Consider the following 26,885-nt stretch of genomic DNA (forward strand, 5'->3'; position numbering starts at 1 on the left):
AAGTCATTCAGCTCCTAATCTAAATGTTTCATAAACGGTCCATGCCCCATCTTCAAGCTGATACAGCAAGTGAACTCGTTTCACCTCTTCTTCATGGCTAACGTCAAGCATGCTTAATTGGCCTAAAACATCAGAATGCTCATTATCGGATAAATCTTGAGCGATGGTAATATGCGGGACGAATGCATGTTCATTTTCACTTTTCATGAATTCCTCATTATTAAGTGCATCATGCAGCTCTTGAAGCCCTTCGGATAATTCCACTTTGAAATAAATAGTATTGCTTACGGGTTGGAAGGACTTCGCTTTCGTTACGTTCATCGTAAAAGGATTGCACTTTTGAGCAATGCCTTTTAATTGTTCCGCGATCGTCGAAATTTCCATATCCGTCGCTTCGAATGTTGGTTTAAGCGTTAAATGCGGTGGAATGAAAGCATATTTCGTATCATACCTTTTTCGATAGGAGTTAGCTAAATCTTGAAGTTTTTTTGAAGGGAAAATTGCAACACCATATTTCATAAATAAAACCTCCTGATATTTTTTTATTGTTGTATTATAGTTGGACATGTTTTTCTTGAAACCATCTCAAAAGAGATGATTACGAGTAAGTTAGAACATTTCCAATAGTGCTCTTTTTAAATCTGCCTGCCAATATTTCCAGGTATGATTACCTTCAAATTCTTCATAGAAGCATGGAAATCCTTTTTGGTTTAATAATTTATGCAATTCCCTGTTGGGTTCTATGAAGTTTGCCCTGTTGCCATCAGTCGTCGGAACATCAGTTTCCCCAGTCCCGATCACATGGTAAAGTTCGAGGAGATGCGGATCCTCAAAATTACGTACAGCATCCATTACTGCTTCATTGGCAAATGGCGACTGCATGATGCATTTCCCGAATGTATGGGGATACTTTAGTGCGGCCAATAAAGAAACTGTACCACCAAGAGAGTCACCTATCAAAGCTCGACCATGTCCCATTTGATAGGTCGGAAATTCATCATCTAAAAACGGGACAAGTTCATGGGCAAGAAAACGTATGTATGCAATGTGCTGTTCCCCGTCCGGATGATATTTGCTCCTGCGGTCAAAGCGGTCTTTATAGGGAATGCCGACAACGATGATATTCTCGATCTCTTCGTTCCCTAATAGTTCATCGGCTACGCGACCAATTCGGCCCATTTGAAAATAATCACGGCCATCCTGAGCAATCACAAGCGAATATTTATACAGTGGCGAAAAATTAGCAGGCAAGTAAACAAGTAGTTCCAACTCTTCTGCTAAAGCTTCGCTTTTAAACATGTACTCTTTAATTGTGCCTTTGCGTAAACTCATTTTCCCGCACCTCGATGATAATTAATAATGAAAAACAACTTACTTGACTATTTTAGCATAGCCTTGCGATTTTTTCCTGTGAGAAGAATTTAGAATAGAATATTTTCATTATATTTTCTAAAAATTTAAATTATAAGGTGCTATAATACTAGCATATAGGAAAATAATACAATAAAAGAGGTGGCGAATAAAATGGCAGATGTACAAGTACACAGCAGGGAAGTAACAAAGGCGGCTAAACGAACATTAATAGAGCGTGGTGTAAGTGTGGAGGCAATTGCAAAAATCGTTTTTGAATTGCAGTTCCCGTATAAAGCTGATCTTAAGCTGGAGGAATGCATCCACAGCGTCGAGCGTGTCCTGTTAAAAAGGGAAATTCAACATGCCATTTTAGTCGGTGTGGAGCTGGATAGACTGGCAGAGCAAAAAAAGCTATCAGAGCCCCTGCAATCGATTGTTGAATCTGATGAAGGGTTATTCGGAGTGGATGAAACGATTGCCTTTGGTGCAGTACTCGGTTACGGAAGCATTGCTGTAACGACCTTTGGCCATTTGGATAAAAATAAAATAGGCGTCATTCACGAACTCGATAAGAAGCAAGAGGGAATCGTGCATACCTTCCTGGATGATATCGTTGCAAGTATTGCCGCGAGTGCCGCCTCAAGGTTAGCTCATCGTCTGAGAGATGAAGAAGAATCGTTAACTGAACAGGAAAAGGACATTCAGGAAGAAGAAGAGTTGATCGGTTGAATCTTGTCGACCAATTTTCATCCCGACCTATCAAACCTGGCCTTAATGAGGCGGGCAGAAAGGATATTGTCCATTTTAAATGTCCGTTTTGTCTGCCTTAGAAAACAGAATGCGTGAAAATTGCCTGGATAAATTTCAAGCACCTGAATTTTCCGCTGCGTAATCTTTCCTTGTTCGGAGAGATAAATTATCTCTAATGGAGCGTTTTCTTCCATATGTTTTCGAAGTATATATTTCATTCCTTGTCACTCCTTTGCTGCCTTACTTGTAATCATTATATGCGAACGTACGTTTCTTATGCAAGTGAAAAGGGAACGCCTGTTCTTGTTTTGCGGATAGGTAATAAAAAATAAGATGAAAATAAAACTTTTTTAATATAATGCGTTGACTTTTTAACAAAAAAACATATAATAAATTATGTACTTAAGTATTTTACTAATCAGTTATTACATACGACTTGTTAGCTCAGTGGGAGAGCACTTCCTTGACAGGGAAGGGGTCGTGGGTTCGAATCCCTCACAGGTCATCCGAACGGCGAAAGCATTGCTAAGCAATGTTCTTGCCGTTTTTTATTTTAAATCAACGACTGTATGATGGGTTCAAGGTAAACACCATAGAATGCCTAAAAACCACTTCACGCTAAAATATGTGAGGTGGTTTTTTTGCTTTTAAATTTCGAATTCAAGAGGTTTCATGAAGAGAAAGCACTTAAGTAACATTCAATTATGCTAGGTTTACTGTGAAGAAAATGAATTTGTAAATGTTAAGATATTACTGCTAACATCAGTTTCTTTTCCTTGTATTGCAGTATGGATTTTCCAAAGGGCATTTCTATTACAGTATCGAGTATGCTGGACATATAATTTGAAGGTTGTTAAGCATTACTATACTCAGGTAGTCGTCTCTAAGGAATAAAGACGCAAAAACTTTTGAATGACTCGTTCGTTGCATGACGTTAGCCTCTTTGGTAGACTATGCAGAAGTACATTTGACTTTGGCTAGGATTTACAATGGAACGGCATAGAGCTTCCCATTTTCAGGTTTCGTTTGGGACATCTCACTTTAGTAGGAGAATAAAGAGATACAGCTTTGTAAAAAGAAATAACCCATGAATCACACATACATTTTCCATATGTGGAGTGTGTGTCAAATCAGTTTTAAAAGTGTAACCCAATCCTACAGGTTCCCGATTCTAACTCTAATTTCGTGGGGATCTTTTTCATGTCTATCCCCTTTTTCTATCTTTTCCTTCTCTCCTCTCCCAAAAAAGTAAGAATTCTTTAATTTAACTCGAACGGCAGGGGGCAGTGAAACTTCTAAGTAATAATTTTTGGATGTACAAAAATAAAAACTTAAAAATTTGATGTGTTTCTAAAAAAAAACCATCTTTTCTCATAAAGCAGGGGTTGTATGTGGGCTTGTAATTTATCAAGAATTTTCTGTTTAGATGACTATACAGGAATAATATAAGGAGGAAGCAATGAACAATTATAAATTGACCATTCAATATGATGGCGGGCGTTATAGAGGCTGGCAACGACTCGGTAATAGTGATGATACGATTCAAGGGAAAATTGAAAATGTTTTAACGGAAATGGTAGGGGAAAAAATTGAAATCATCGGATGCAGCAGAACGGATGCGGGTGTACATGCCCTTGCCCAAATAGCCAATTTTAAGATCGGTGAAAATCTGACTGAAGTTGAAATCATGAATTATTTGAATAGATATTTACCACGGGATATCAGCATTGTCGAGGTTAGGATAGTCCCTGAACGTTTTCATGCCCGTTATAATGCTAAGGATAAAACCTATTTGTATAAGATCTGGAACGAGCAATATACAAATCCTTTCATGCGAAAGTACAGTATGCATGTAGAGGAAAAGCTGAATATCACAAGAATGAAAAATGCATGTCAATATTTTATAGGTGAACATGATTTCACTGCTTTTTCAAATGCAAAATCCAAGAAAAAATCCATGGTACGTGAAATATATTCCATTGATATAGAAGAAAATGCCGGTTTTATCGAAATTGCAGTGCGAGGCGATGGATTTCTTTATAATATGGTTAGAAAGATTGTCGGGACGTTGATAGAAGTTGGGTTGGGTGAAATAGATGCTGAAAATATACCAAGTATTTTAGAGTCAAAAGAAAGAATCCAAACGGGCCGTATGGCGGAGGCAGCTGGGCTATACTTGGTAAAGGTTGATTTTTAGGCCGGATGTTGATGCATCGGTAATTGTATGTTAAGTGTACAGGCAGTAGAAAAAGGGAAGAATGGTAAAGCGGAAAGTACGAAAGAAGGAGAGATTTTCATGAGATTAGCAGGAAAGAAAATAATCTGTCTTGTGCACCATGATTTTGAAGATTTAGAGCTCTGGTATCCGATTTTACGTTTAAAAGAAGAAGGGGCGATTGTTCACCTCGCTGGTGAAAAGGCGAATGAAACATACATTGGAAAATATGGTGTACCAGCCATTTCTGATTATGAGTATGGCAGTATTAATGCTAGAGAATATGATGCCATTCTTGTACCGGGCGGTTGGGCACCCGACAAAATTCGCCGGTTTCCTGAAGTGTTATCGCTCCTTCAAAGCATGGAAGAAAATAAAAAAACCATTGGGCAAATTTGTCACGCTGGTTGGGTGTTGATATCCGCGAAAATTTTACAGGGGAAGAATGTAACGAGTACACCTGGCATTAAAGATGATATGGAAAACGCAGGGGCAACTTGGATAGATGAGCCCGTCGTTGTAGATGGAAACCTTGTGTCAAGCAGACGTCCACCTGATCTGCCGGATTATTTAAGAGAATTGATAAACGTGATTGAAAAGGGTTAAATCCATAGTACGGTGAAAAACCACTTTTTCTTTTCATACCCGAATTTATTTTTAATACTGATTATGATACTTACTGAAATGCTAAAGATCATTCCCTTGATTGATCCTTAAACAAGTCAATAGACAAATTTCCTTTTGTCCCTACGACAGCATAATAGATGTCAATAACAGAAAGGTTTCTTTTTTTAAGTTCAGCCATTAACCATTCGTCATCGTAGGTTTGTTTGGATAAGTTTTCGTATAGGATCTTCCCATCATAGACCATCTCTATCGGTATAGTTCCAGCTGAGGACCGTATAGCCAAATCCTGTTTGGTGGTATTTTGGTATTGTGTTTTTTTTAATACAGAAAGGGAGCCATTTATCTCTAATATGGCACACTCCACTTCATCAAAATGGAAGATATCCTTGCCCCGCAAAGCCTGTTTAAGAGAATCCAGTGAATACCCCATTCGGTGCATGGACTCCTCAAGAATCTGTCCTTTCTGAATTAAGGCAACAGGTTCTCCAGCAATCCATTTTCCGAAGCGCGGATTTCGAACCGCTACAAGATTCAGTATAAAAACGACGGCACCCATAATAATCATTGCAAGGATAAAATACAAGAATTTAATTTTAATATTGAATGCTAGATTGCCTGCAATTGTCCCCATCGTAATTGAAGCGATATAAAGGTGATAGGTCCTTTGGGCAATCGTCTGTTTACCGAGCAGATGGACAAATACCCATAATAAAATAAAAGCTGTAAAGGTTCGAAAGATGATTTCAACAGATCCTGGCATGACTATTTCTCCCTTTTAAAAATCCCGACAGTCGTTTAATAGTATGTTCTTACAGCAAGCCCATTATTCTGTAATTTGGGTGCGAAAGTTGAAGAAGAATTAAGTTTTTTAGGGTCGTGGCCATATTTTAAATATTCCTTAAAAAGAGCGATTCTTTAATAAGGATTGGTTTTCTTCCTGAACGAAGGCATAAGTCAAAAATAGGTAGGGAAACTAATTGGAATTTTTTGTAATTAATTTGATCAACTATTAAAAATGAGGTATACCAGTTTACATGTCCCTTTTCAATAAACGGGACCCTATAGTTTTCGGCCTTGCATTTTTTTATATCGTTCACTGTTTCAATATGCATTCCTGAATCAGTATAATCACTGTGTGTTTCGAAAAAATCAACATAATTATGAAACGTACTTCCTTATAAATCAGGCATTCAAAATAAGTGAAATAGGAAGCAAGTAGCATATCGTTATTTGCTTCTTTTTATTTGGTGTCGAAAATCCATGGATATGTTTACTTAGTATTGATTTAGAACATTTTTCGAATAATAGTATCAAAATACTTTTTTGCACGGGGGTATGTTTTGAGTAATATTCGGGAGATATTCATTGACGATTTAAAATGCATTTATAAAAATTTCTTTGTTTGTATCGTTGTTGTGTTTCTTATGTTCATCCCATCCATTTATGCGTGGTTTAATATTGTTGCATCATGGGACCCATATGCAAATACGGAAGGAATCCTTGTCGGTGTTTCAAATAATGATAAAGGTGCGGAGTTAAATGGCGAAGCCGTAAACATAGGCAAGGAAGTCATAGAGGGGTTAAAGGGAAACAAAGATTTGGGCTGGAGATTCACAACTCAAAAAGAGGCGTTAGCAAAAGTGGAAAAGGGGGATTATTACGCATCCATCATCATTCCAGAGAATTTTTCGGAGCATATTGCGACAATCATGACCGATGACCCTATTAAAGCGGAGATTGATTATTATGTGAATGAAAAAATCAATTCCATTGCTCCTAAAATTACGGCAGCGGGGGCCAATAGCATTGTGGGAAATGTGAGCAAAAGCTTTATCAAATCAGCTAGCGGGAGTATTCTTGCAATCTTTAATGAACTGGGAATCACCTTGCAAAATGAGTTGCCGACAATTCAGAAAATGAAGAATATGGTGTATTTATTAGAGGGAGAACTTCCGGAGCTTGAACAAAATCTGAAAATCGTACAAACACATGTGAAAAGAGCAGAAGAAATCATTAAAATGGTCAATGATGGTCTGGATTCAATAGAAGGTTTAACATCACAGAAAGACAAATTGGTGTCAGGTGTTTCCAATTATGTAGACTCAACCAAGCAGGCATTTGCCGAAATCCATCCACTCTTGAAAAATGATATTGCGAGCATCAGGAGTGATAATGAATCGATTTTAGTGCTTGCAAATAGGTTAGCGGATCAGGATTTGTCCGATAATGAGGGGAATCAGCTAGTTGAACAAGGGAGAACGAGGATAAATAAAGAGTTATATCTTTTGGACAGTATGTATAACTTATTGGTGAGCGTCAATCAATTTAGTGAAAAAAACCGCCTTCAGCCAGAAATAAATCTAGTGGATGGTTTACGGAATAATGCTTCGGATCAACTTCAAGCACTGAATGACCATTCCTTCGACTCACTTAGAAATCTTAGTGAAAATAATGATGAAGTCTTGGGAAGCTTCCAGGATACCTTTTCAAAGGAGACAGGACCAAAATTCAATGAAATCTGGGCTGAAACGGATACTATATTACAGAATGCCCAGCGTATGCTTGAGGAGGGAAGCCAAGCTCTTCCTGAAGTGAAGACATTGTTGAATGAGACGAACCGAACGTTAGTAACTCGTACGGGAGATATCGATAAGTTACAGGATAAATTTCCGGAGATCGAGGGAAAAATCAAGGCTCTGGCTTCTAAAATGAGAGAAATCGATAAATCTTATAATATGGAAGAAGTGATTGATTTCCTAAAGAATGATATTGAACAGGAAAGTGACTTTTTCTCGGAGCCAGTATTGCTCAATAAACACAGTTTATTTCCCATTCCGAACTATGGATCTGCCATGTCCCCCTTCTTCACGGCACTTTCCCTTTGGGTGGGTGGGACAATATTGATTTCCATGCTTAGCGTGAGCGTCACACAAAAGGATTACAGTCCATATCAAATTTATATTGGCAGGTACCTTATATTCTTCATCATTGGATTGATGCAGGCATTAGCCGTTTCCATCGGTAACCTTTTTCTGATTGATGTATATGCAGTAGATAAATTCGAGTACGTCATGTTTTCCGTCTTGATAAGTACAGTATTTACTTTAATGGTCTACACCTTCGTCTCGGTTCTGGGGAATGTTGGGAAGGGAATAAGCGTAGTTCTGATGGTGCTTCAAATATCAGGCTCGGGAGGTACCTTCCCCATTCAAGTAACACCGCCATTTTTCCAACATATCAACCCCTTCCTGCCGTTTACCTATGCCGTTGGTTTACTTCGTGAATCAGTTGGAGGGATAACCTGGAGTGTCGCTGGCAAGGATATATTCATCTTATTCCTCTATTTAATAATCACGCTCAGCTTTGGCATCATATTGAAAAAGCCACTGCATGAAAGGACGCAAAAGATGAAGGATAAATTGTATGGAAGCAGGATTTTTTAAGTTACTGAATGGAGCGGAGACCTCGGTTAACATAACTGAAATGAAGGCATGAAACTGGATACTGAAAAATCAGCCTGAACCCTTGAAAAGGGCTCAGGTTTTTTATTTGTTGAATGGAATTTGTTTATATGGACCTTTATGTAAAATTGGAATATTTATCAATACATTGACAGTTTAATAGAAAGATACCGATAAATTAGAATTTTTGCATTTTTATTGTTGACAAAAACCATTGGATTAATCATTATTAAGAAATAATGTTTAGTTAATCGGTGCGATATAAAAGTGGGGTGACTTTATGTATTTAACAATAGATGGCATTGAAAAAAGTTTTTCGAATGAAAAGAAAGAAAGCATAAAGGTGCTCGATGAGATTAATATAGAGGTCGAGAAAGGAAGCTTCGTTTCGATCGTCGGACCTTCAGGATGTGGCAAATCGACACTCCTTTATCTAATTGCCGGCCTTGATAAGGCTGATAAAGGTGAAATACGTGTAGCTGGAAAAAAGGTGATGAAGCCAGGTCCGGAGCGGGTTGTAGTGTTTCAAGAGGCTGGGTTATTTCCTTGGTTGACGGTTCTTGAAAATGTTACATACGGATTGAAGTTAAAGAAGATTCCCAAAGAAGAGGCTAAAGCCAAAGCATTGGACATTTTAAAAATGGTTCACCTCAGCAGATATGTTGACTCCTATCCACATCAACTCTCGGGGGGGATGAAACAGAGGGTAGCCATCGCAAGAGCGCTGGTGATGGAACCTGATATCCTGTTGATGGATGAACCATTTTCTGCTCTTGATGAGCAAACGAGGATGGTTTTGCATAAAGAGCTGCTCGAAATCTGGAGAAAAACTAAAGTGACCATTTTTTTCGTTACCCATAATATTCGTGAGGCTGTTCAGCTTTCCGAAAAAATTATCGTCTTTGCAACCCGTCCCGGGAAAATTAAAGAGACGATTTCCGTCCCTTCCATGAAAGATGGAGTTATGCCGGATAGTGTAACTTTGCATACTGAACAAAGGGTTCTATCGATCTTGCAGGAGGAAATTGAAAAAGTGCTGAAGGAGGAAATGGGGAATGATTACAGCTTTAAGACGAATCATATTCATCGCGATGATAGCGGGGATATGGGAAGTCACATCTAGACTTTCCAGTCTTCCGGACTTCATGTTTCCTAGCTTGACTCAAGTGTTGGAAACTCTGTTTAATGGACTAGTAAGCGGACAAATAACCGAAGCCATCGGAAAAAGCCTTGGCCGTATCCTAATCGGCTTCACGATTGCCATTATAATAGGTCTAATCTTAGGATATTTCATTTGGCGCTTTAAACTGGTTGAGGATACGCTTGGATTCGTAGTGACTGCTTTACAATCCATCCCGAGTATCGTTTGGTTCCCTTTGGCAATAATTTGGTTTGGATTGAATGATTTTTCAATTCTCTTTATCGTCACGATCGGCGCAACTTGGACGATGACAGTTAATGCAACAAGTGGATTCCGGAATGTGCCCCAGCTGTATCAACGGGTTGCCAAAACATATGGATCAACCGGTTTTCATTTTCTACGTACCGTAATTTTACCAGCATCTGTTCCACAAATTATATCCGGGCTGCGAATTGCCTGGGCATTTTCTTGGCGTGCATTGATGGCAGGTGAATTACTTGGCGGTGGCGGCGGTCTTGGACAGTTGCTGGAAATGGGCAGATCACTTGGACAAATGGATTTGGTCATCTCCGTAATGATAATTATCGCAATCATTGGAACAATCGTGGATAATGTTGTCTTCTCACGCCTAGAGCGTAATGTTCAACTGAAATGGGGAGTAAACCAACGGTAGATTAATAAGATTATAGTTTAAAAGGAGAGGAAAATATGCTGAAAAAATCATTTTTTGCCCTTATTATGTCCGTATTGTTAATCGGAATAGTAAGCGGATGCACACAATCCACCAGTAAAGAAGAGGAAAAAGGCTCTGGTAAACAAACTGTGAAAATTGGATATTTTCCTAACTTAACTCACAGTGCAACGATCATTGCACTTGAAAAAGGCTTTTTTGAAGAAGAGTTCGGTAAAGATGTTAAGATTGAAACCAAAACGGTGGCCAATGGCGGATTATTCATGGAAGCAATGGCTACAAACGCTATTGATGTCGGAACGGTTGGACCTGGTCCATTGCTTAACTTTTACGTGAAAAACCCTGAATACCATCTGATCTCTGGCGCTGTTAATGGCGGTGCCGTTCTTGTGGCCAGCGAGAACAGCAAGGTAACGGATTTAAAAGATTTGGACGGTAAAAAAGTAGCGATTCCCGTCATTGGGAGCACACAGGATGTCATGCTTAGGAAAGCCCTTCAAGATGTTGACTTAAAACCGACTACAAATGGGGGAACAGTTGAGTTGTATGCGGCAGCCCCTGCTGACACAACCGCTCTCTTTGTCCAAAAATCAGTCGATGCAGCTGCTACCCAGGAACCATGGGGGTATGTATTGGAAAACCAGGCAAAAGGAAAGTTAGTGCTTGACTGGGATCAATTTGCATGGGGAAAAGATTCACCTAATACGGTAGTGGCTGCAAGCCAGAAGTTCTTGGATAAAAAGGGGCTCGCTGCTTCCTATTTGAAAGCGCATGAAAAAGCGGTGAAGTTTATACAAGACAACCCTGAAGAAAGCCAAAAACTCGTTATTAAGCATTTGAAGGAACTGACTGGAAAAGAATTAAGTAAAGAAGAAGTGGCTTCAGCATTTTCACGCTTGGAAGTGACAACTGAAGTTAATGAGCAAGTCATCCAGGAAATGGCTGACATAAGCAAAGAAGCCGGTTATATTCCTAGCAGTGATATAAAAGGCATGATCGATCTATCAACTCTTGAAAAAGTGTCCAAGTAAATTGTAATGAGAAAGCGCCTCAGCCATCCAGGCTTGGGCGTGTTTTTGTATTCCGGTAAAGGTCGAAAAAATCTAGTTTGGCCTGAGAAGATGATTATACATATAAACACGGTATTGTCTGAACTCCTGTCTTATGGACAGACTCGATCCAATGCCTGAATAACATGATCAACCTCTTCCCAGGAATGGATGGTAGCACCTGACGCCAGTGAATGTCCTCCTCCATTGAATTGACGTGCGACAGAAGCGATGGGAATACTCCGTGAACGAATCCTGACACGGATTTCAGTAGGATATTCGATGAATAAAGCCCAGATTTTGTTTCCCCTTACACTTGATAGAGTATTTACTAAATTCGAAGCTTCGATTCGATCTAATCCATACATATTTAACAGATCCTCCGTAATAATGAAGTAAGCTACCCCTTTATCGGTTACCTTGAAACTCATGAGAATGTCTTTTTGAAGTCTTGAAGAGTTTTTCGACTTTATATTAAGCCAGTTATGGATTCTTTCTGGCTGAAAATTATAAGTTCTTAAGTACGAAACCATTTTTAATGTCCTAGGAGTGGTATTCCCATTCATGAAATTCCCTGTATCACCTAGAATTCCTGCATAAAATGATTTAGCTGCTTCTTTATTCATGATAAAGCCTTCTGGAAATTGCAAAAATAAATCAACAAGCATTTCACTTGCAGAGCTATAAGAAGGGTCAACCCAAGAAAGGTCACCGAATTGTTCATATTCGGGGTGGTGGTCAATTTTGATCAGCAGGTCCCCGTGATCATAGCGGGAATCACTTATCCGTGAAAGGTTGGCGGTATCACAAACAATCACTAAGGCCCCTTTGTATTTTTTATCGGTAATGACATCCATTTCACCAATGAATAAAAGCCTATCCACTTCTTCGCCAACCACAAAAACTTCCTTGGAAGGGTAGGAGTGCTTCAAAAGCCGTTGTAAGCCGATTTGTGATCCCAATGCATCGGGGTCCGGATTAACATGGCGGTGAATGATAATGGTTGGGTATTTCTTGATCGCTTCGATTATTTCCTTTTTTTTATTGACCATATTGCCATCTCCCTTTGAATCTTTCCTTGTCTGTCGACCGATAATTGATTGTATGAAAAATTCTCATTTTAAATATAGACAGTTATGTATATCCAATCATCACATGCCTCACGAATAAAGGCAATTCCAATTACTTTAGCTTGAGGGAGTCCTGGAAGTACTTTTATATTAAATGGGAAGTATGCTAAAGAGTATATCAGTGGAAGTAATAAAAACACCCAAACAAAGTTATTGCAAAATTCAAAAAATGAAACTATACTTAATTTACCAAACCGATGACAACAAGTTACCTTGTTGCATGGCCGGCTTGTCATAAAACTGGAATTCATAAAAATTGACTTGGTTCACTTGATCTTCCTTTGCAGGAAGACAGTTCGTGGATAAGGGTCGGTGAAACATCAATGTATGACATTGTTGATTTTACTGGCTCTTTTTTGTGTATCCTGACAGTTTGAAAGGGGTGATGATATGAATGGAGCTTTGGAAGGAGTCAGGATTATCGATGTATCCCGTGTTTTGGCGGGACCGTTCTGTTCAATGATTCTCGGTGATTTGGGTGCGGATGTAATTAAAATTGAGCATCATGAAACAGGTGATGAAACGAGAGGGTGGGGTCCGCCATTCGCCCAGGGAGAAAGCGCTTACTATTTATGTGCCAATCGAAATAAGCAAAGCATGACCTTGAATTTAAAATCTGAACAAGGGAAAGAGATTTTCCATAAATTAGTGTCTTCAGGGGATATAGTGATTCAAAATTTTAAGACGGGTACATTGGAAAAAATGGGGTTAGGTTATGAAGATTTAAAGGAAATTAACCCTAAATTGATCATGGCCTCGATTACGGGATTTGGTTTAACCGGCCCTTATAAAGAATTGCCTGGCTATGATTATATCATTCAAGCAATGAGTGGTTTGATGAGCATCACAGGAGAAAAAGATGGAAGCCCCGTGAAGGTCGGAGTGGCCATAGCTGACATATTGACTGGCTTGTATACAGGCATTGGCATTCTATCCGCTTTACATCATAGGGATAAAGAGGGGGAAGGACAGGAAATTGATATTTCGTTAATGGATTGTCAGGTTTCTTCATTGGTGAATGTTGCCAGCAACTATTTATTCAGTGGCTTGACCCCTGAACGAATGGGAAACCAACATCCCAATATCGTTCCATACCAGACGTTCCGGACAAGGGATGGGGAGCTTGTCGTGGCTGTAGGAAATGATGATCAGTTCAGGAGATTCACAACCGTTTTAGGCAGACCTGATTTAGCCGAGCAGGAACAGTTTAAGCATAATGAAAAACGTTTGCAAAACAAGGAAGAATTAATACGGATTATAGAGGATTCGTTGAGAGGAAAGACAAAGAAAGAATGGAAAAGGCTGTTTGATGATGCAGGGATACCCAATGGTCCGATTAATGATATCGCAGAGATGTTCGAGGATCCACAAATCATCGCAAGAGGCATGTTGGTGAACATGGAACATCCGACAATCGAAAATCTTAGAGTGACGGGATCGCCCCTGAACCTTTCGAAAACGCCGATTACGATGAGAAAGCATCCGCCGCTGTATGGTGAGCATACCGATTCCATTTTGGCTGAAATTGGATATAGTCCAGACCAAATAAGCAAATTCAAGGAAAATAAAATTATTTAGGAGGAATTTTAATGATGAATTTCGAATTAACAGAAGAGCAGCAAAGTGTAAAGAAAGTGGTAAGGAAATTTGTGGATAAAGAAATTATCCCATATATTCAAGAGTGGGATAGGCAGGGTCAATTCCAGCCACATATTTTAAAAAGATTAGCGGAATTGCAGTTGATGGGCGTTTGTATACCAGAAGAGTACGGTGGAGTCGGAATGGATTATAATACCCTGGCCATCGTTTGTGAAGAACTGGAGCGAGGCGATACGGCTTACCGTACCGCAGTTTCTGTACATACAGGGTTGAATAGCATGACCCTGCTGCAATGGGGGACGGAAGAACAAAAACGGAAATACTTAGTTCCTCAAGCAAAAGGGACCAAGATTGGCGCTTTTGGGCTGACTGAACCGAATGCAGGATCTGATGTAGCGTCAATGAAATCAACGGCAAAACGTGTTGGGGACCATTATATCCTGAATGGATCAAAAACTTGGATTTCGCTCTGTGATTATGCAGATCATTTCCTTATTTTCGCCAAGACGGATCATGATGCCGGCTCAAGGGGAATTACCGCTTTTATAGTGGAACGGACCTTTGAGGGAGTGGAGTCGAAAGCCATTAAAGGGAAATTAGGAATCCGTGCAGGGAATACAGGCGAAGTCTTTTTAACGGATGTAAAAGTTCCGGTGGAGAATAGGCTTGGTGAAGAAGGTGAGGGCTTTAAAATCTCCATGTCGGCATTGGACAGCGGCCGGTTTACAGTGGCCGCAGGTGCTGTAGGGTTAATTGAAGCAAGCCTTGAAGCAAGCTTGAAGTATTGCCATGAACGAAGCACCTTCGGAAAAGAGATTGGCAGGCATCAGCTCGTTCAACAGATGATTGCCAAGATGACCGCAAATTTAGAGATTTCAAGATTGCTGGTCTTTAAAGCGGGTACCTTAAAAAATCAAGGAAAAAGGAATACGAAGGAAACATCACTTGCCAAGTGGATATCATGTAATGCTGCTAACGAAGCGGCCAATGATGCTGTTCAAATTCATGGTGCCTATGGCTACTCGGATGAATATCCAGTCGAACGTTTTCTCCGGAATTCAAAGGCCCCGGTCATTTACGAAGGAACCCGTGAGATTCATACTGTATTGCAGGGTGAATACGCTCTTGGCTACAGACAAGATAAAGGGCTTCGCAAGCAATTGCCTGCATGGCCCTTCGAGCAAATTTCCGTACATTAATTATAGATAGAGGAGATCAGATGATGAACACATACTTTATTGCAGGGCATGCAAAACTTCCACAAGGGATGGCAGCGAGAAATATATATGATTCCATCACGATCACGGTAGAACTTGATTTTAAACATGGTGTCATTGTCGAGGCTTCCTGTACACTTGCTACAGAACATGGCAGGGAATTCATTCGTCACCTGCTGCGAGGGTATTGCCTGAAAGATGGCATCGAAGAATTGATTGATCGTGTACAAAAGTATTATCGTGGGAAAGCTGGTCAAGCCATTCAAGCAGGACTGAAGGATGTGTATGCACAGTTCGAATTGGTCTCCGTCAAATAAGGGAAAATGGAAGGATCCTACCGGTATGTGAAACCGATAGGATCCTTTTTTGAGGATTAAAAATCATTCAATTTTCGTTTTCAGGATATAAAAAAGAGGCGTTGATGTAAACACCTCTTTGTCTTATAAATTATTAAAATACATGAAAGGGATGATGAAACTAGAAGCTCCAATTCCATTTCTTGTTGCCGCTGCCGTAGTTAGAAGATCTCCGATTTCTGCTAGTGCGCCTTTGGTTTCTGCATGTAGATCTCCGATTTCTGCTAGTGCGCCTTTGGTTTCTGCATGTGGATCTCCGATTTCTGCTAGTGCGCCTTTGCGTGCTGCATGTAGATCTCCTATTTCTGCTAGTGCGCCTTTGCGTGCTGCATGTAGATCTCCGTTTCCAGCAAGATCCCCATCGTGTGCCGGAAGTGGACCTTTTCCAGCAAGTGGACCGATTTCTGCTAGTGCGTCTTCGAGTGCTGAAAGTGGACCGTCTTTTTTTGTTTCTTTTACGTGAAGAACGGCAATTTGAACGTGGGTCATTAAACATGAAATCGCTTAACCCGAAGGAATTGGCTCTATCCACTGCATTTTGTATATCACGAATGATGTTTGACATATTTATATATCCTCCTTTCTATACGTTAGACTATTCGGCTTGTACGTAATGTGCTAGTGATAAACGCACAACTTTTTTGAAAAAAAGTTGTTTTTTGGTGACGTCCTTCGCTTTTTCCCATAATTTAATAGGAAAGTGAAAGGGAAGGGTTATATGAATAATGACCAGAAGCTACCTGTATATCAGCTTTTTATTCCACCTGTAAATTTAAAGGAACTTCGCAGGGATATATGGTGCAATGATCCTTTACCTGCAAAGTTAACCATTAACAGAAAAAAATTGGATATTGATATTGTTTACCGTGGCTCACATATCCGCGGTTTCCAGAAAAAGTCTTATAATGTAGTCTTTTATAAACCTAATACTTTTAGGAATGCTAAGGAAGTTCATTTAAATGCTGAGTATAAGGATAAATCTTTACTAAGAAATAAATTATCTTTAGACTTTTTTACGGATATCGGGACTTTATCACCGAAATCCCAGTTTGTTTTCCTGAATCTGAACGGGAAGGACGAGGGAATATATCTAGAATTGGAATCAGTGGATGAATTTTATTTGAAGAATAGGGATCTTCCTAAGGGATCAATTTTCTATGCAGTGGACGGTGATGCAAATTTTTCATTGATGAGTGATTTGGATAAAGGAATCAAAAAATCATTGGAAATGGGATATCAAAAAAAATGCGGGTCAGCAAAGGATGAATTATATTTACAAGAATTGATTATCCAAATCAATACAATTTCAAGGGCGGATTTTGAAAGGGAAATCGTAAATTATGTCGATGTGGAAAAGTACCTGCGCTGGCTGGCTGGTGTCATATTCACGCAAAACTATGATGGGTTTGTTCACAACTATGCCCTGTATCGAAATGGAGATACTGGACTCTTTGAAATGATTCCATGGGATTATGATGCGACATGGGGCAGGGATGTTAACGGAAAAGTGATGGAAGAGGATTATGTGGGAATCGAGGGATTCAATACATTGACTGCTAGAATCCTTGATGTAAGGGCATTTCGTGTTCGATACCAAAGACTCCTAAAGGGGATTTTGAACACCCGGTTTAACGTTAAGCATATGAAACCCATCATTCAGGGAATGCATGATCAAATAAGTCCTTATGTTTCAAAAGATCCATATATCAAGGATAATAAGAAAACTTTTGATAATGAGCCTGATTTTATCCTGAAATTCATAGAGAGCCGTGCAAAGTATATAAAGGGTCGGCTGCATAAATTAGATTAATGATTCCCATACTTTAACTTTGAAATTGTAATTGGAAATGGAAAAAAATTATGGGAGTATGAAAGAAAAGCATTCCTGTTGTTTTTTCTGTACGATTCCATTTGCTTTTCCATCCTATTACAGCTATGTTTGATAGAAAGATATAATCTATAGTAAATGAAGGATGGGAATGGATTGACTAATCAAAGCCGTATACCGGCATATATATACACCTTTACGTGCAGCCCTGACGAACGCTCATTATCTAAAATGGAAATGCGCTCGTTCTTTGGCTTTGAGGCTTCAGAAAATATACTAAAAAGTGATATAAAAATTGAACCGAGCAGAAGTCCCTTTATAAAAGGACGGGTCGATATCATGTTTGAAGGGGATAGCATATCCGAAATTGTTGAGCAAGTGAAGGATATAAAATTGCCTGATTCGACGTTCAAAGTGTTATTCGTAAAAATTAATGATCTTAATAAAGAAGAAAAAATAGATTATGATGGACAGCGTGAAATTGAACGGGAGATTGGCTGGCACATTCAGGGGGATGCCGATGTGAGAAATCCTGATCAGGTATATGGAATAGTGACACTAGGCGGCCGTTGGTATTTTGGGAAGTATGTAAAACCTGAAGCGGTTTGGTTACATCATATGAAGAAGCCGCGTGAATATTCAACAGCACTTAGCACACGAGTGGCGAGGGCCATTGCCAACATAGCCGTTCCACATCCAGATGGAGTGAAGGCCATTGATCCATGCTGCGGAATTGGAACGGTATTGGTGGAAGCACTATCAATGGGGATAAATATTGTTGGCCGAGATATCAACCCACTTGTTACTGACGGTTCCAGGGAGAACATTGCCTATTTCGGACTCGAAGGTGATGTAACTACAGGTCCGATTTCGGAGGTCACCAGTAAATATGATGTAGCGATTATCGATATGCCTTACAATTTATATACGCATGCGACGCCGGAAGATCAGCTATCGATCCTTAAATATGCGAGGGGCTTTGCTGACAAGGTCGTTGTCGTTACGATTGACACGATGGATCATATGATTGAAGAAGCAGGATTTGAAATTGCTGATCGCTGTGTAGCGAGGAAAGGCATTTTTTCCAGACAAGTTGTAGTGTGTGTATAAGTTTCGTCAGCAAGATGAAAAAAGCTGAAATCTTTAAGAATTTGAAGTTACCCCTGTAAAACAGACAACTAAAAAGGCTAAGTTGCCATCTGGCATCGGTATTCTATCGGTGCGAGGTGGCAGAGTCTTTTTTGGAATCGTTCACAATGGCTGCTTGTAGTTATTTTCAGATTCAAAGTGATTTACAAAAATACATTCTGATTCAATACAAGCATTATAAATGACAGTTTCCCTTACGAAAGGGGCTTCCAATAACACCTTGTTGTGCTAATTGCTTATGATAGGCGGGAGATGTGTACTGAAACCCTTGATCCGAATGGAGAATGGTTCTGTACACATTTCTTTTTTCTGTTACTGAATTTAACCTATCCAACACAAGATGTAAATCCCTTCCGTGAAGACATTCCAAGCAATAATCTCATTGTTATTATGTCTTATACGGCAGATAAATAATGAAATCCACACTTCAGCAAATATAGGTAATATCCCTAACGAGTACTTCAATGGGCTCTATTCTGAAATTTTCGTTCAAATGTGGATAGGTTCTAGAGTATTCGCCTTTAAAGAAACGCGGTTTCCCTTCTAATAATGGACTGTACTTGTAATTCCCACATTAAGCATATACTTTTTTGTGATTGACGAAAAAGCCTCAATCGCAATGCAATTTTCACCCGAGGACATCCATACCATTTAGAAAACTTTGAACTGCTTGAATCTTTAACTCACAAGAGTAGCGTTATTTTTTCTAGGCATAATAAAATCCCTCTCCAAGAATGAACGTTTTTTACACTGTCCACTTAGAGGGGATAATATCAATTTATCTATTGAGATAGCCGCCTTTAAATTTAAGTTTCAACGTGATTAGAATCCCGGTGTAGATGAACTTTCAGGAATATTTTCATAGTCTGATGGATTAAGATTATGAACCGATCCATCTGTTACACCATTGATAATACCCATTAGACCCGTTTCAACCGTTTTTACTAGCTGGCCTTTCTTTTTTTGCCCAAAGTTTTGTGTTTGTCCACTTACTTCAAATAGAACCGTGCCACTTCCGTTTAAAGCAAACGTTCCTAAAGCAGTACCTGGCAGGTCGATAGATTGATCGTACAATGAAATATTTGTAAACACGGAATTCCCTTTTGCTTGTAGTGCGTTATACGCAGTAAGTGTCAACTGACGGGAGAAATCATATTTAAAATTATCTGCATACTCTGCATATTTAGCCCCTGCAGGAGTGCTTGGGTTGGCAACGAATTTTCCGGATATTGACATTGTTACACGATCATCAGTTCCTTCGATATATGGGAACCCTTGGTGATGAAGGTCGATAAAAACATCCACTTTACCAAATTTCGATTTTAACCCTTTATATATGTCACGTACCGTTTGCGATTCAGGTGTAATAAACCAGCCCGGCTTTTCAGATGCCCCCGGGAAGTCTTGAGGCTTTGGTACATAGTTAAGGTTTGGATTAAAGTCACGATTAACATCAAATCCCGGTTTGCTAGCATAGTCGTCTCCAGATCTGGGAATCGTGTAATAGTTCCAAGAGGGTTTCACATTTGAAAGTTGTGGGAATTTCCCTACAACCTCTGCCCATGTCATCTCATTTCCACGGCGATCAAGCTCTGAGGCGTCTGCGTTCATCATTGGAATAGCAACGATTGTTAATTCATCAAGCATTCTCTTTACCTCAGGCGAGTTGCTTTGACCAAGGTTTTCAAGAATGTTCAATAACGCAACAGTTCCTGTTTTTTCATTTCCGTGAATTTCACTTTGAATAAGAACGACTTTGTCACCATGACCGACCGTTACCTTGTGAATGGAACGCCCCTGATTTGTTTGTCCAGCCACTTCTACTTTTACTTTCCCTTTACTCACTTGCTCAAGTTGATTTAATTTTTTTACAAGCTCGTCATAATTAAGGAATGCTTCAGTAGAAAGATTCGTTCCACCTGTCGGGTTTGGTCCTCGTTCAGCAAAGCTGACATTAGGGCCAAGTAATGCTGCTGCTATTACTGTTGAACTTAAAACCTTAAAAAGCTTCTTTTTCACATTCATTCTCCTTTTTTTGAAAATATCCAATATTCGGATAAATTCTTTGTTTTCTCTTCTTTTTCCTGTTAGATTATTAAAAACACCTAAAAAGGCCTATAAATGTGAAAAGAAAAATTCAATCCAAAATGACAGTTCACCACGCAGCGCAATTTTCATCCGAGGGTATCCATACCATTTAGATAACCTTGAACTGCTTGAATCTTTAACTTTCAAGAAGCTGTTATTTTTTCTAGACATAGTAAAATCCTCACTGAGGGGACAGTGGGGATAATATCGATTCAGCCTTATTGATTGTCACTTAGTTTGATAATGAACTACATATTCGATAAGTTGTTTCTTGACCTTCCCCTGATATTCCAAGTAATCCAAATGGCCGATGATTTCTGACATGACGAGCGGGAATTCTGATGTATACTTTTGTTTGTAAAATTCCTTTGCCAGTTCATTTCCTGTAGAAATTCCAGATTCTATTAAGGCCAGGATTTTTTGTGACTTTCTCTCAATGCTATTGAGTCTTTTTTCAATCAATGGACCAGGTTGTTCCATGATGTTGCCATGACCTGGTAAGAGGAGATTCACCTGTAATGCTAAACATCGCTTTAATGAGTCGATATGATCGACAAGGGTCAGCATCCTATTGCCGTTTTCATCAGGTTCGATCAAGGCGTTACTTGAAATATGTTCAATCAATAAATCACCGGAAAGAAGCAGTTTCCCTTTTTGGTCAAGGAAAGCAATTTGATCCGGGGCATGCCCGGGAAATTCGATCACTTCAAAATTCAGCCATTGTTTTCCTGTGATTGCGATGATGTCACAATTCAGTTTTTGATCTTTATTATTGTCGACTGCGTTGAAAAGGTATGCTACTTGTTTATCTCCAAGTTCGCCACAGCCCATCTCAAGATAAAGCTGCTTAAAAAATTCTATTCTCATATTTAAGAAGTCAGGGTCCCGTTTTAGACGGGGAACGGATTTAGAATGGGCATAGACTGGTATAGGATGGAGTTCAGTAATCCGGTTGACCAAACCAACATGGTCCCCATGATGATGGGTTAATAAAATTCCTGTGATATCCCCAACGGTAAATCCATTTTCCTTTAAGGTTTGCTGCAGTGCATTCCAGCAAACGTCATCATTCATACCAGCATCGACTAATGTTAAAGATTCATCCTGTTTGACTAAATAAAAGTTTATACTTTTTAAAGATAAAGCGCTTGGAGCTATAATTGGGTAAATTTTATTATTTTTCATGAACGTCTCATATCCTCCTAAATCGAGATAAACTTCATCTGAAAAATTGCGACATTACTAAATAAAGTAAGAATAGAATTATAGGGTTATTATTTATGATTAGTTGAATGAAATAAAACTGTCAAGCGGAAGCTTTCAGATAAACAATATTTTAATAGTAAGAATGATTGGAAATGAATGGTCTAATTATCTAGTTTATTTTAAAATTGAATAAACAATCTGGTTACTTAGCCAATATAATAATGAATTTTTTTGAAGTCTCATATGAAATGAAAACTGAATGCATGACGAATGAAGCAAGTGTGGCTCCATGAATAAAAAAACGGTATGGGGGGTTATGGTTTGAAGCCTAAAATTTATATTACAAGGAAATTGCCGGAACAAATCATCGATGGTCTTTGTGGGAATTATGATGTCAGGATGTGGGACCAAGAGGATATACCGGTCCCTAGAGAAGTCCTTGAACAAGAAATGCAAGAAGTAGAGGGTCTGCTTTGCTTGTTGACGGAACAAATCGACGAGTCACTGATTGAAAAGGCCGCTAATCTGAAAATCATCGCGAATATGGCAGTAGGCCATAATAATATTGATGTTCAAAGTGCAACTAAACGGGGCATCATGGTAACGAACACACCGGGGGTCTTAACGGAAACGACAGCCGATTTAACCTTCGGCTTGCTCCTTGCAACGGCAAGGAGGTTGATGGAGGCAGAAGATTATTTAAGGAGTGGGAGATGGGAAACGTGGTCGCCAATGCAGCTGACCGGACAAGATGTAAACGGTGCGACGCTTGGTATCATCGGGTTAGGGAGGATTGGTGAAGCCCTTGCAAAAAGAGCAAAGGGATTTGATATGAACTTAGTTTATTTTAATCGTAGCCGAAAGTATGAAAAGGAAAAAGAATTGGGAATCGAATATCAGCCCCTTGAAAAATTGCTCCAAATCTCGGATTTCGTTTGTGTCATGTTGCCGCTCACACCGGAAACCGCTTATATGATCGGCAAGGAGCAGCTGGGATTAATGAAAGGGACGGCTGTGCTCATTAATACCGCAAGAGGCGGGATAGTTGATGAAAACGCGTTATATCAGGCGCTGAAAAATCAGGAGATTTGGGCGGCTGGACTGGATGTATTTGAAGAAGAACCCGTTCCTTTGGATCACCCTCTGCTTACATTGCCCAATGTGGTTACATTACCCCATATCGGGAGTGCAAGTATTGCCACAAGATTAAAAATGGCAACTCTTGCTGTACAAAACTTGAAGGAAGGATTATCTGGTGATTCTCCCCGTAATTTAGTTTTTTTGAATAAAGGAAAATGACCCCAAAATGGGGTCTTTTTTATGGGGAATTTCAATCGATACCTTAGTCATAAGCCGAAGTTGAAAATAATGTTTTATGAAGTCACATCTGAAGGTGGGGAATTGTTTCGCCTTTAAAAGGTGGAATTTGTTTTATGAGGGCCATGTTTGCCTTAGGTTCGTAGTATCAAAATCAAGTATCCTGATATTTGATTTTGTTCTTTTCACTGAGATTTTGGAGTTTCGAAGCATAGGCAGATTAATAGGGAACCACATTGAAGGATTGCTGTCAGTAAGCATCCAATTCAAGTGAAGCATACTTATCGTAAATTGTTCGGGTTTTTTGTAAAATAAAGAAAGTCGGGTTTTATTTAGGGAAAAAAACAATTAGTTGAAAGGGATAGGGTAATAATGATTGAAATGAAAGAAACGATATCATCAGGCAACGAAATGACTAAATCCAAAAGGCTGTTGATGGCTCTTATGCTGGGGTCTTTTGCAGCGATTGGACCATTGTCACTTGATATGTATTTACCGGGTCTCCCTAGACTAGCTGAGGATCTGAAAAGCAGTACGTCTTTAGCCCAGCTGAGTTTGACTGCCTGCTTGTTAGGATTAGCTTTAGGCCAAATTTATTTAGGGCCGCTAAGTGATGCAAAAGGAAGACGGACACCGTTAATCATATCATTATCCATTTATAGTATTTCATCACTGTTATGTGCTTTTGCTCCATCCATTGAATTGCTTTTATTATTACGTTTGATCCAAGGTATTGCGGGAGCAGGAGGCATTGTCATTTCAAGGGCCATAGTTCGTGACCTTTTTTCAGGAACGGATTTGACCAAATTCTTCTCCATGTTAATGCTGGTAAATGGGGCGGCACCGATTTTGGCACCAGTTTTTGGCGGTCAACTTTTGCAATTCACTTCTTGGCGGGGAGTTTTCATAGTCATTTGTGTATTAGGTGTCCTTATGGTTGCGGCTGCATTTTTTGGGATAAAGGAAACTTTATCGCCTAATCTCAGGAGTGCTGGTGGGATAAACGATACAATCAAGACGTTTGGGAATTTATTGAAGGATAGGGTGTTTATGGGCTATGCTTTTTCACAAGGGTTCATAAGTGCGGCTATGTTCGCTTATATTTCCGGGTCGCCTTTTGTTCTCCAGAATATTTATGGGGTTTCCCCACAGACATTCAGCCTGATCTTTGCAATAAACGGAATGGGAATCATCATTGCTTCCCAAGTTGCCGGAAAGCTGGCGGGGAAGGTTAAAGAAGAAAAGCTGCTTCAAATGGGATTATGTCTTGCTTTGTTTGGAGGAATATTCCTTCTTGCCTCAGTCTTTCTCGAAATTGGGCTGGCAGGAATCTTGGTCGCTTTGTTCCTCTCCGTTTCCAGCGTCGGTGTCGTCGGTACAACGAGTTTTTCGTTAGCGATGCAAAATCAGAAAAAAACAGCAGGCAGTGCTTCCGCTCTAATCGGATTGCTTCCTTTTATATTGGGATCACTAATGGCTCCGCTGGTAGGCCTAGGTTCAGGTGAGTCATCCTTGCCGATGGGAATTGTGATGGTAAGTTGTCATTTCGTTGCCATGTTCGCTTATTTGATTCTTGCCCGTCGTGGGTTAAGGAAAGTTACTTAAAAAGGAAAAGCTGAAATCCTAAATGGGATTTCAGATTTTTCCTTTTAATGGAATATCCAGAGGGGGAAATATGAATTATAATAGTGATTCTGCTCCATCGATATAAACTTCCGTGCCCGTAATATGGGAGGACATGTCTGATGCTAGAAACAATACGAGATCACCAGCTTGTTCGGTAGTCCCTGCTTTCTTCGCCAGGGGCTGAGAACCTTGCGGATATTCTATTGGAATCCTGATTTTTTTTAAGTTTTCATCTTCCGGGAAAGTGTTATCGTGAATGTTCGTATCGATGGAGCCGGGACAAATGGTGTTCACCCTGATTTTATATTTTGCCAATTCGAGTGCAGCCATTTTACCAAAAGCGACTTGACCAGCTTTGGATGAGCTATAGGCGGAAAATCCAAAATTCTTGAAATATCGGTTTCCGTTGATGGAGCTATTAATTACGATGCTGCCACCCGTTTCCTTCATATAGGGAATGGCGTATTTGATGGTGAGAAAGGTTCCTTTGAGGTTGATGGTATGTGTCTGATCCCAATCTTCTGGCTTTATATCTTCAATAGGGGCTATCACTCCGTTTATGCCTGCGTTTGCAAATACAAAATCAATTTTGCCAAAATGGTCATAGGCGGCCTTGAAGGCATGTTCAACTTGCTCAGCCTTGGAAACATCCGTTTTAATGATTAAAGCCTCACTGCCCAGGTTTTCCACTTCTTCCTTCACCTTTTCGGCATTTTCGACTGTACGGTCAAAAAAGATGATGTTCGCGCCGTTTTCAGCAAGTTTAAGTGCTGCACCGCGGCCAATTCCAGATCCTCCACCGGTAATGATGGCAACTTTGTTTCTCATTAAATCTGTCATAAACTTCACACGCTCCTTTTAAGTTTTCTTTCCCGTTTAGGGAGTATGTAGAAACATCATGGCAGTGGTTATATAGGAAAATTATAAACGAATATTGCCTGAAAAATCCAATTTAAACGGTTGCCAGTGTTCATTATTCTTTGTTTTTTAAGGAAATGTCTGTATATTGAGGACATGATAAGTTAGCTTGAAAGGGGATAGGCTGTTGATACGAATAGGGGTAATAGGTACAAATTGGATCACGGAACGATTTTTGGAGGCTGTAAAGCATGTAGCGGATTTATCTTTAACCGCCGTGTATTCACGTACAGAAGCGAAAGCCAAGGAATTTGCCAATAAATACGATGTACATACGATTTTTACAAATTTAGAAGAAATGGCGGCCAGCGATGAGATCGATGCTGTATATATTGCCAGCCCTAACTCTCATCATTGCAGGCAAGCCGTGTTGTTTTTACAAAATAAAAAACATGTATTATGTGAAAAACCAATGGCCTCAAATGCGGCAGAAGTAATGGAAATGTTTGAAGCTGCAAAACAAAATGAAGTGCTATTGATGGAAGCGATGAAGTCGACCATCATGCCGAATTTCGAAAGTATAAAGGGGAATCTGGATAAAATCGGGAAGATACGACGCTTTTCGGGAAGCTTTTGTCAATATTCATCTCGCTATGATTCGTATAAACAAGGCACTGTGCTGAATGCATTCAATCCTGAATTCTCTAATGGTTCTTTAATGGATCTAGGTATTTATGTCCTCTATCCACTTGTTGTACTATTCGGTAAACCAAATAAGGTGCAGGCGTCAGGAACGATGCTTGAATCAGGAGTTGATGGACAGGGTACGATCTTGCTTTCCTATGATGAAATGGAGGCGGTCGTCATGTTTTCGAAGATTACCGAATCCAATTTGCCATCGGAAATTCAAGGTGAACTTGGAAGCATCCTCATTCAGAAAATTTCAGGACCGCAAGCGGTGGAAATCCAGTATCGGGATGGAACAACTGAAAGCATTTCGGCTAAACAGGATATGCCTACCATGTATTATGAAGCGAAAGAATTTGTTGAATTGATACAGCAGGGGAAAATGGAGTCCGATATAAATTCATATTCTAATTCACTGTTGACTATGGAAATCATGGATGAAGCAAGAAAGCAAATTGGCGTCGTCTTTCCTTCAGACCGATTATAAGCACTTAATTGGACATGGCCAAGCATGAAGGCTATAAATGGATGTTACTG

Annotated in this window: 24 protein-coding genes, 1 tRNA gene and 1 pseudogene; 16 read left to right on the forward strand and 10 right to left on the reverse strand. The window is 39.6% G+C overall.

Annotation, left to right across the window (positions count from 1 at the left end; translation table 11 throughout):
• Positions 1-3 precede the first annotated feature (3 nt).
• Both UP17_RS06155 and UP17_RS06160 read right to left on the reverse strand, forming a co-directional pair.
• On the reverse strand, positions 4-519 hold the full coding sequence (locus tag UP17_RS06155) for a YjcG family protein (RefSeq protein ID WP_061462130.1): 516 nt from the start codon (positions 517-519) through the stop codon (positions 4-6).
• A 90-nt stretch (positions 520-609) separates the two neighbouring features.
• Positions 610-1,332, reverse strand: a complete 723-nt coding sequence (locus UP17_RS06160; protein WP_061462131.1) for an alpha/beta hydrolase — start codon at positions 1,330-1,332, stop codon at positions 610-612.
• Between the two features lie 192 nt (positions 1,333-1,524).
• On the opposite strand from UP17_RS06160, the gene UP17_RS06165 reads away from it, so the two are divergent.
• Positions 1,525-2,082: a phosphatidylglycerophosphatase A family protein gene (locus tag UP17_RS06165; RefSeq protein WP_061462132.1), complete on the forward strand. Its 558-nt coding sequence runs from the start codon at positions 1,525-1,527 to the stop codon at positions 2,080-2,082.
• A gap of 17 nt (positions 2,083-2,099) precedes the next feature.
• On the opposite strand, the gene UP17_RS06170 is transcribed toward UP17_RS06165, so the two are convergent.
• Complete coding sequence (locus UP17_RS06170; RefSeq protein WP_061462133.1) at positions 2,100-2,321, reverse strand: hypothetical protein; 222 nt, start codon at positions 2,319-2,321, stop codon at positions 2,100-2,102.
• 215 nt (positions 2,322-2,536) lie between these two features.
• Between UP17_RS06170 and UP17_RS06175 the strand changes: the two genes are divergently transcribed.
• The 3 genes from UP17_RS06175 to UP17_RS06185 all read left to right on the forward strand — a co-directional run bounded on the left by UP17_RS06175 (position 2,537) and on the right by UP17_RS06185 (position 4,924).
• A tRNA-Val gene (locus UP17_RS06175) sits at positions 2,537-2,608 on the forward strand.
• 954 nt (positions 2,609-3,562) lie between these two features.
• Positions 3,563-4,300: a tRNA pseudouridine(38-40) synthase TruA gene (gene truA / locus UP17_RS06180; protein ID WP_061462134.1), complete on the forward strand. Its 738-nt coding sequence runs from the start codon at positions 3,563-3,565 to the stop codon at positions 4,298-4,300.
• Positions 4,301-4,399: 99 nt separating this feature from the next.
• Complete coding sequence (locus UP17_RS06185; RefSeq protein ID WP_061466002.1) at positions 4,400-4,924, forward strand: type 1 glutamine amidotransferase domain-containing protein; 525 nt, start codon at positions 4,400-4,402, stop codon at positions 4,922-4,924.
• Between the two features lie 88 nt (positions 4,925-5,012).
• Here the strand turns inward: UP17_RS06185 and UP17_RS06190 are convergent, their stop codons facing one another.
• On the reverse strand, positions 5,013-5,705 hold the full coding sequence (locus tag UP17_RS06190) for a DUF421 domain-containing protein (RefSeq protein WP_061462135.1): 693 nt from the start codon (positions 5,703-5,705) through the stop codon (positions 5,013-5,015).
• A 580-nt stretch (positions 5,706-6,285) separates the two neighbouring features.
• On the opposite strand from UP17_RS06190, the gene UP17_RS06195 reads away from it, so the two are divergent.
• The 4 genes from UP17_RS06195 (at position 6,286) to UP17_RS06210 (ending at position 11,269) form a co-directional block, all read left to right on the forward strand.
• Complete coding sequence (locus tag UP17_RS06195; RefSeq protein ID WP_061462136.1) at positions 6,286-8,388, forward strand: YhgE/Pip domain-containing protein; 2,103 nt, start codon at positions 6,286-6,288, stop codon at positions 8,386-8,388.
• Positions 8,389-8,686: 298 nt separating this feature from the next.
• A complete protein-coding gene (locus UP17_RS06200) occupies positions 8,687-9,529 on the forward strand; it encodes an ABC transporter ATP-binding protein (RefSeq protein WP_061462137.1) in 843 nt (280 codons plus the stop codon).
• Entirely contained in the window at positions 9,462-10,220 is a 759-nt protein-coding gene (locus UP17_RS06205; RefSeq protein ID WP_061462138.1) for an ABC transporter permease, read from the forward strand. The genes UP17_RS06200 and UP17_RS06205 overlap by 68 nt, the downstream gene beginning before the upstream one ends.
• Before the next feature lie 35 nt (positions 10,221-10,255).
• On the forward strand, positions 10,256-11,269 hold the full coding sequence (locus UP17_RS06210; protein ID WP_061462139.1) for an aliphatic sulfonate ABC transporter substrate-binding protein: 1,014 nt from the start codon (positions 10,256-10,258) through the stop codon (positions 11,267-11,269).
• Positions 11,270-11,400: 131 nt separating this feature from the next.
• Here the strand turns inward: UP17_RS06210 and UP17_RS06215 are convergent, their stop codons facing one another.
• The gene (locus tag UP17_RS06215; RefSeq protein ID WP_061462140.1) at positions 11,401-12,339 is read right to left on the reverse strand and encodes a DHH family phosphoesterase; all 939 of its coding nucleotides are present in this window, start codon (positions 12,337-12,339) and stop codon (positions 11,401-11,403) included.
• Positions 12,340-12,807: 468 nt separating this feature from the next.
• Here UP17_RS06215 and UP17_RS06220 point away from each other — a divergent pair, with 468 nt between their 5' ends.
• Genes UP17_RS06220 through UP17_RS06230 form a run of 3 tightly spaced genes read left to right on the forward strand, consistent with a single transcriptional unit; the run spans position 12,808 to position 15,550 of the window.
• Positions 12,808-13,995, forward strand: coding sequence for a CaiB/BaiF CoA transferase family protein (locus tag UP17_RS06220; RefSeq protein ID WP_061462141.1), 1,188 nt, complete (start codon positions 12,808-12,810; stop codon positions 13,993-13,995).
• A 14-nt stretch (positions 13,996-14,009) separates the two neighbouring features.
• The gene (locus UP17_RS06225) at positions 14,010-15,215 is read left to right on the forward strand and encodes an acyl-CoA dehydrogenase family protein (protein ID WP_061466003.1); all 1,206 of its coding nucleotides are present in this window, start codon (positions 14,010-14,012) and stop codon (positions 15,213-15,215) included.
• Positions 15,216-15,238: 23 nt separating this feature from the next.
• The gene (locus UP17_RS06230) at positions 15,239-15,550 is read left to right on the forward strand and encodes a DUF3870 domain-containing protein (protein WP_061462142.1); all 312 of its coding nucleotides are present in this window, start codon (positions 15,239-15,241) and stop codon (positions 15,548-15,550) included.
• Between the two features lie 123 nt (positions 15,551-15,673).
• Here the strand turns inward: UP17_RS06230 and UP17_RS06235 are convergent, their stop codons facing one another.
• Both UP17_RS06235 and UP17_RS29680 read right to left on the reverse strand, forming a co-directional pair.
• On the reverse strand, positions 15,674-16,078 hold the full coding sequence (locus UP17_RS06235; RefSeq protein ID WP_061462143.1) for a hypothetical protein: 405 nt from the start codon (positions 16,076-16,078) through the stop codon (positions 15,674-15,676).
• A gap of 22 nt (positions 16,079-16,100) precedes the next feature.
• Positions 16,101-16,154, reverse strand: a pseudogene (locus UP17_RS29680) (hypothetical protein); the annotation flags it as partial.
• A gap of 153 nt (positions 16,155-16,307) precedes the next feature.
• On the opposite strand from UP17_RS29680, the gene UP17_RS06240 reads away from it, so the two are divergent.
• Positions 16,308-17,399 carry a CotH kinase family protein gene (locus UP17_RS06240; protein WP_061462144.1) on the forward strand — a complete coding sequence of 364 codons (1,092 nt, stop codon included), beginning with the start codon at positions 16,308-16,310 and terminating at the stop codon, positions 17,397-17,399.
• 156 nt (positions 17,400-17,555) lie between these two features.
• Positions 17,556-18,527, forward strand: a complete 972-nt coding sequence (locus tag UP17_RS06245; RefSeq protein ID WP_434218682.1) for a TRM11 family SAM-dependent methyltransferase — start codon at positions 17,556-17,558, stop codon at positions 18,525-18,527.
• A gap of 861 nt (positions 18,528-19,388) precedes the next feature.
• On the opposite strand, the gene UP17_RS06250 is transcribed toward UP17_RS06245, so the two are convergent.
• Together UP17_RS06250 and UP17_RS06255 are read right to left on the reverse strand one after the other, a co-directional pair.
• On the reverse strand, positions 19,389-20,591 hold the full coding sequence (locus UP17_RS06250) for a M14 family zinc carboxypeptidase (protein WP_061462146.1): 1,203 nt from the start codon (positions 20,589-20,591) through the stop codon (positions 19,389-19,391).
• A gap of 291 nt (positions 20,592-20,882) precedes the next feature.
• Positions 20,883-21,839, reverse strand: coding sequence for an MBL fold metallo-hydrolase (locus UP17_RS06255; RefSeq protein ID WP_061462147.1), 957 nt, complete (start codon positions 21,837-21,839; stop codon positions 20,883-20,885).
• Positions 21,840-22,181: 342 nt separating this feature from the next.
• On the opposite strand from UP17_RS06255, the gene UP17_RS06260 reads away from it, so the two are divergent.
• On the forward strand, positions 22,182-23,159 hold the full coding sequence (locus tag UP17_RS06260) for a 2-hydroxyacid dehydrogenase (protein ID WP_061462148.1): 978 nt from the start codon (positions 22,182-22,184) through the stop codon (positions 23,157-23,159).
• A gap of 390 nt (positions 23,160-23,549) precedes the next feature.
• The gene (locus tag UP17_RS06265; protein ID WP_061462149.1) at positions 23,550-24,782 is read left to right on the forward strand and encodes a multidrug effflux MFS transporter; all 1,233 of its coding nucleotides are present in this window, start codon (positions 23,550-23,552) and stop codon (positions 24,780-24,782) included.
• Positions 24,783-24,857: 75 nt separating this feature from the next.
• Here the strand turns inward: UP17_RS06265 and UP17_RS06270 are convergent, their stop codons facing one another.
• Positions 24,858-25,643 (reverse strand): SDR family oxidoreductase, encoded by a 786-nt coding sequence (locus UP17_RS06270; protein ID WP_061462150.1) that lies wholly within the window; start codon positions 25,641-25,643, stop codon positions 24,858-24,860.
• A gap of 205 nt (positions 25,644-25,848) precedes the next feature.
• Between UP17_RS06270 and UP17_RS06275 the strand changes: the two genes are divergently transcribed.
• Positions 25,849-26,835: a Gfo/Idh/MocA family protein gene (locus UP17_RS06275; protein WP_061462151.1), complete on the forward strand. Its 987-nt coding sequence runs from the start codon at positions 25,849-25,851 to the stop codon at positions 26,833-26,835.
• The last annotated feature ends 50 nt before the right edge of the window (positions 26,836-26,885 follow it).

The sequence above is a fragment of the Peribacillus simplex genome (assembly GCF_001578185.1).
GTDB lineage: Bacteria > Bacillota > Bacilli > Bacillales > DSM-1321 > Peribacillus > Peribacillus simplex_A.

Coding starts and splice junctions, on each gene's coding strand:
- UP17_RS06155 (WP_061462130.1), bottom strand. CDS start 519: ATGAAATATGGTGTTGCAATTTTCCCTTCAAAAAAACTTCAAGATTTA.
- UP17_RS06160 (WP_061462131.1), bottom strand. CDS start 1,332: ATGAGTTTACGCAAAGGCACAATTAAAGAGTACATGTTTAAAAGCGAA.
- UP17_RS06165 (WP_061462132.1), top strand. CDS start 1,525: ATGGCAGATGTACAAGTACACAGCAGGGAAGTAACAAAGGCGGCTAAA.
- UP17_RS06170 (WP_061462133.1), bottom strand. CDS start 2,321: ATGAAATATATACTTCGAAAACATATGGAAGAAAACGCTCCATTAGAG.
- truA (WP_061462134.1), top strand. CDS start 3,563: ATGAACAATTATAAATTGACCATTCAATATGATGGCGGGCGTTATAGA.
- UP17_RS06185 (WP_061466002.1), top strand. CDS start 4,400: ATGAGATTAGCAGGAAAGAAAATAATCTGTCTTGTGCACCATGATTTT.
- UP17_RS06190 (WP_061462135.1), bottom strand. CDS start 5,705: ATGCCAGGATCTGTTGAAATCATCTTTCGAACCTTTACAGCTTTTATT.
- UP17_RS06200 (WP_061462137.1), top strand. CDS start 8,687: ATGTATTTAACAATAGATGGCATTGAAAAAAGTTTTTCGAATGAAAAG.
- UP17_RS06205 (WP_061462138.1), top strand. CDS start 9,462: ATGATTACAGCTTTAAGACGAATCATATTCATCGCGATGATAGCGGGG.
- UP17_RS06210 (WP_061462139.1), top strand. CDS start 10,256: ATGCTGAAAAAATCATTTTTTGCCCTTATTATGTCCGTATTGTTAATC.
- UP17_RS06215 (WP_061462140.1), bottom strand. CDS start 12,339: ATGGTCAATAAAAAAAAGGAAATAATCGAAGCGATCAAGAAATACCCA.
- UP17_RS06220 (WP_061462141.1), top strand. CDS start 12,808: ATGAATGGAGCTTTGGAAGGAGTCAGGATTATCGATGTATCCCGTGTT.
- UP17_RS06225 (WP_061466003.1), top strand. CDS start 14,010: ATGAATTTCGAATTAACAGAAGAGCAGCAAAGTGTAAAGAAAGTGGTA.
- UP17_RS06230 (WP_061462142.1), top strand. CDS start 15,239: ATGAACACATACTTTATTGCAGGGCATGCAAAACTTCCACAAGGGATG.
- UP17_RS06235 (WP_061462143.1), bottom strand. CDS start 16,078: ATGACCCACGTTCAAATTGCCGTTCTTCACGTAAAAGAAACAAAAAAA.
- UP17_RS06240 (WP_061462144.1), top strand. CDS start 16,308: ATGAATAATGACCAGAAGCTACCTGTATATCAGCTTTTTATTCCACCT.
- UP17_RS06245 (WP_434218682.1), top strand. CDS start 17,556: ATGAAGGATGGGAATGGATTGACTAATCAAAGCCGTATACCGGCATAT.
- UP17_RS06250 (WP_061462146.1), bottom strand. CDS start 20,591: ATGAATGTGAAAAAGAAGCTTTTTAAGGTTTTAAGTTCAACAGTAATA.
- UP17_RS06255 (WP_061462147.1), bottom strand. CDS start 21,839: ATGAAAAATAATAAAATTTACCCAATTATAGCTCCAAGCGCTTTATCT.
- UP17_RS06265 (WP_061462149.1), top strand. CDS start 23,550: ATGATTGAAATGAAAGAAACGATATCATCAGGCAACGAAATGACTAAA.
- UP17_RS06270 (WP_061462150.1), bottom strand. CDS start 25,643: ATGACAGATTTAATGAGAAACAAAGTTGCCATCATTACCGGTGGAGGA.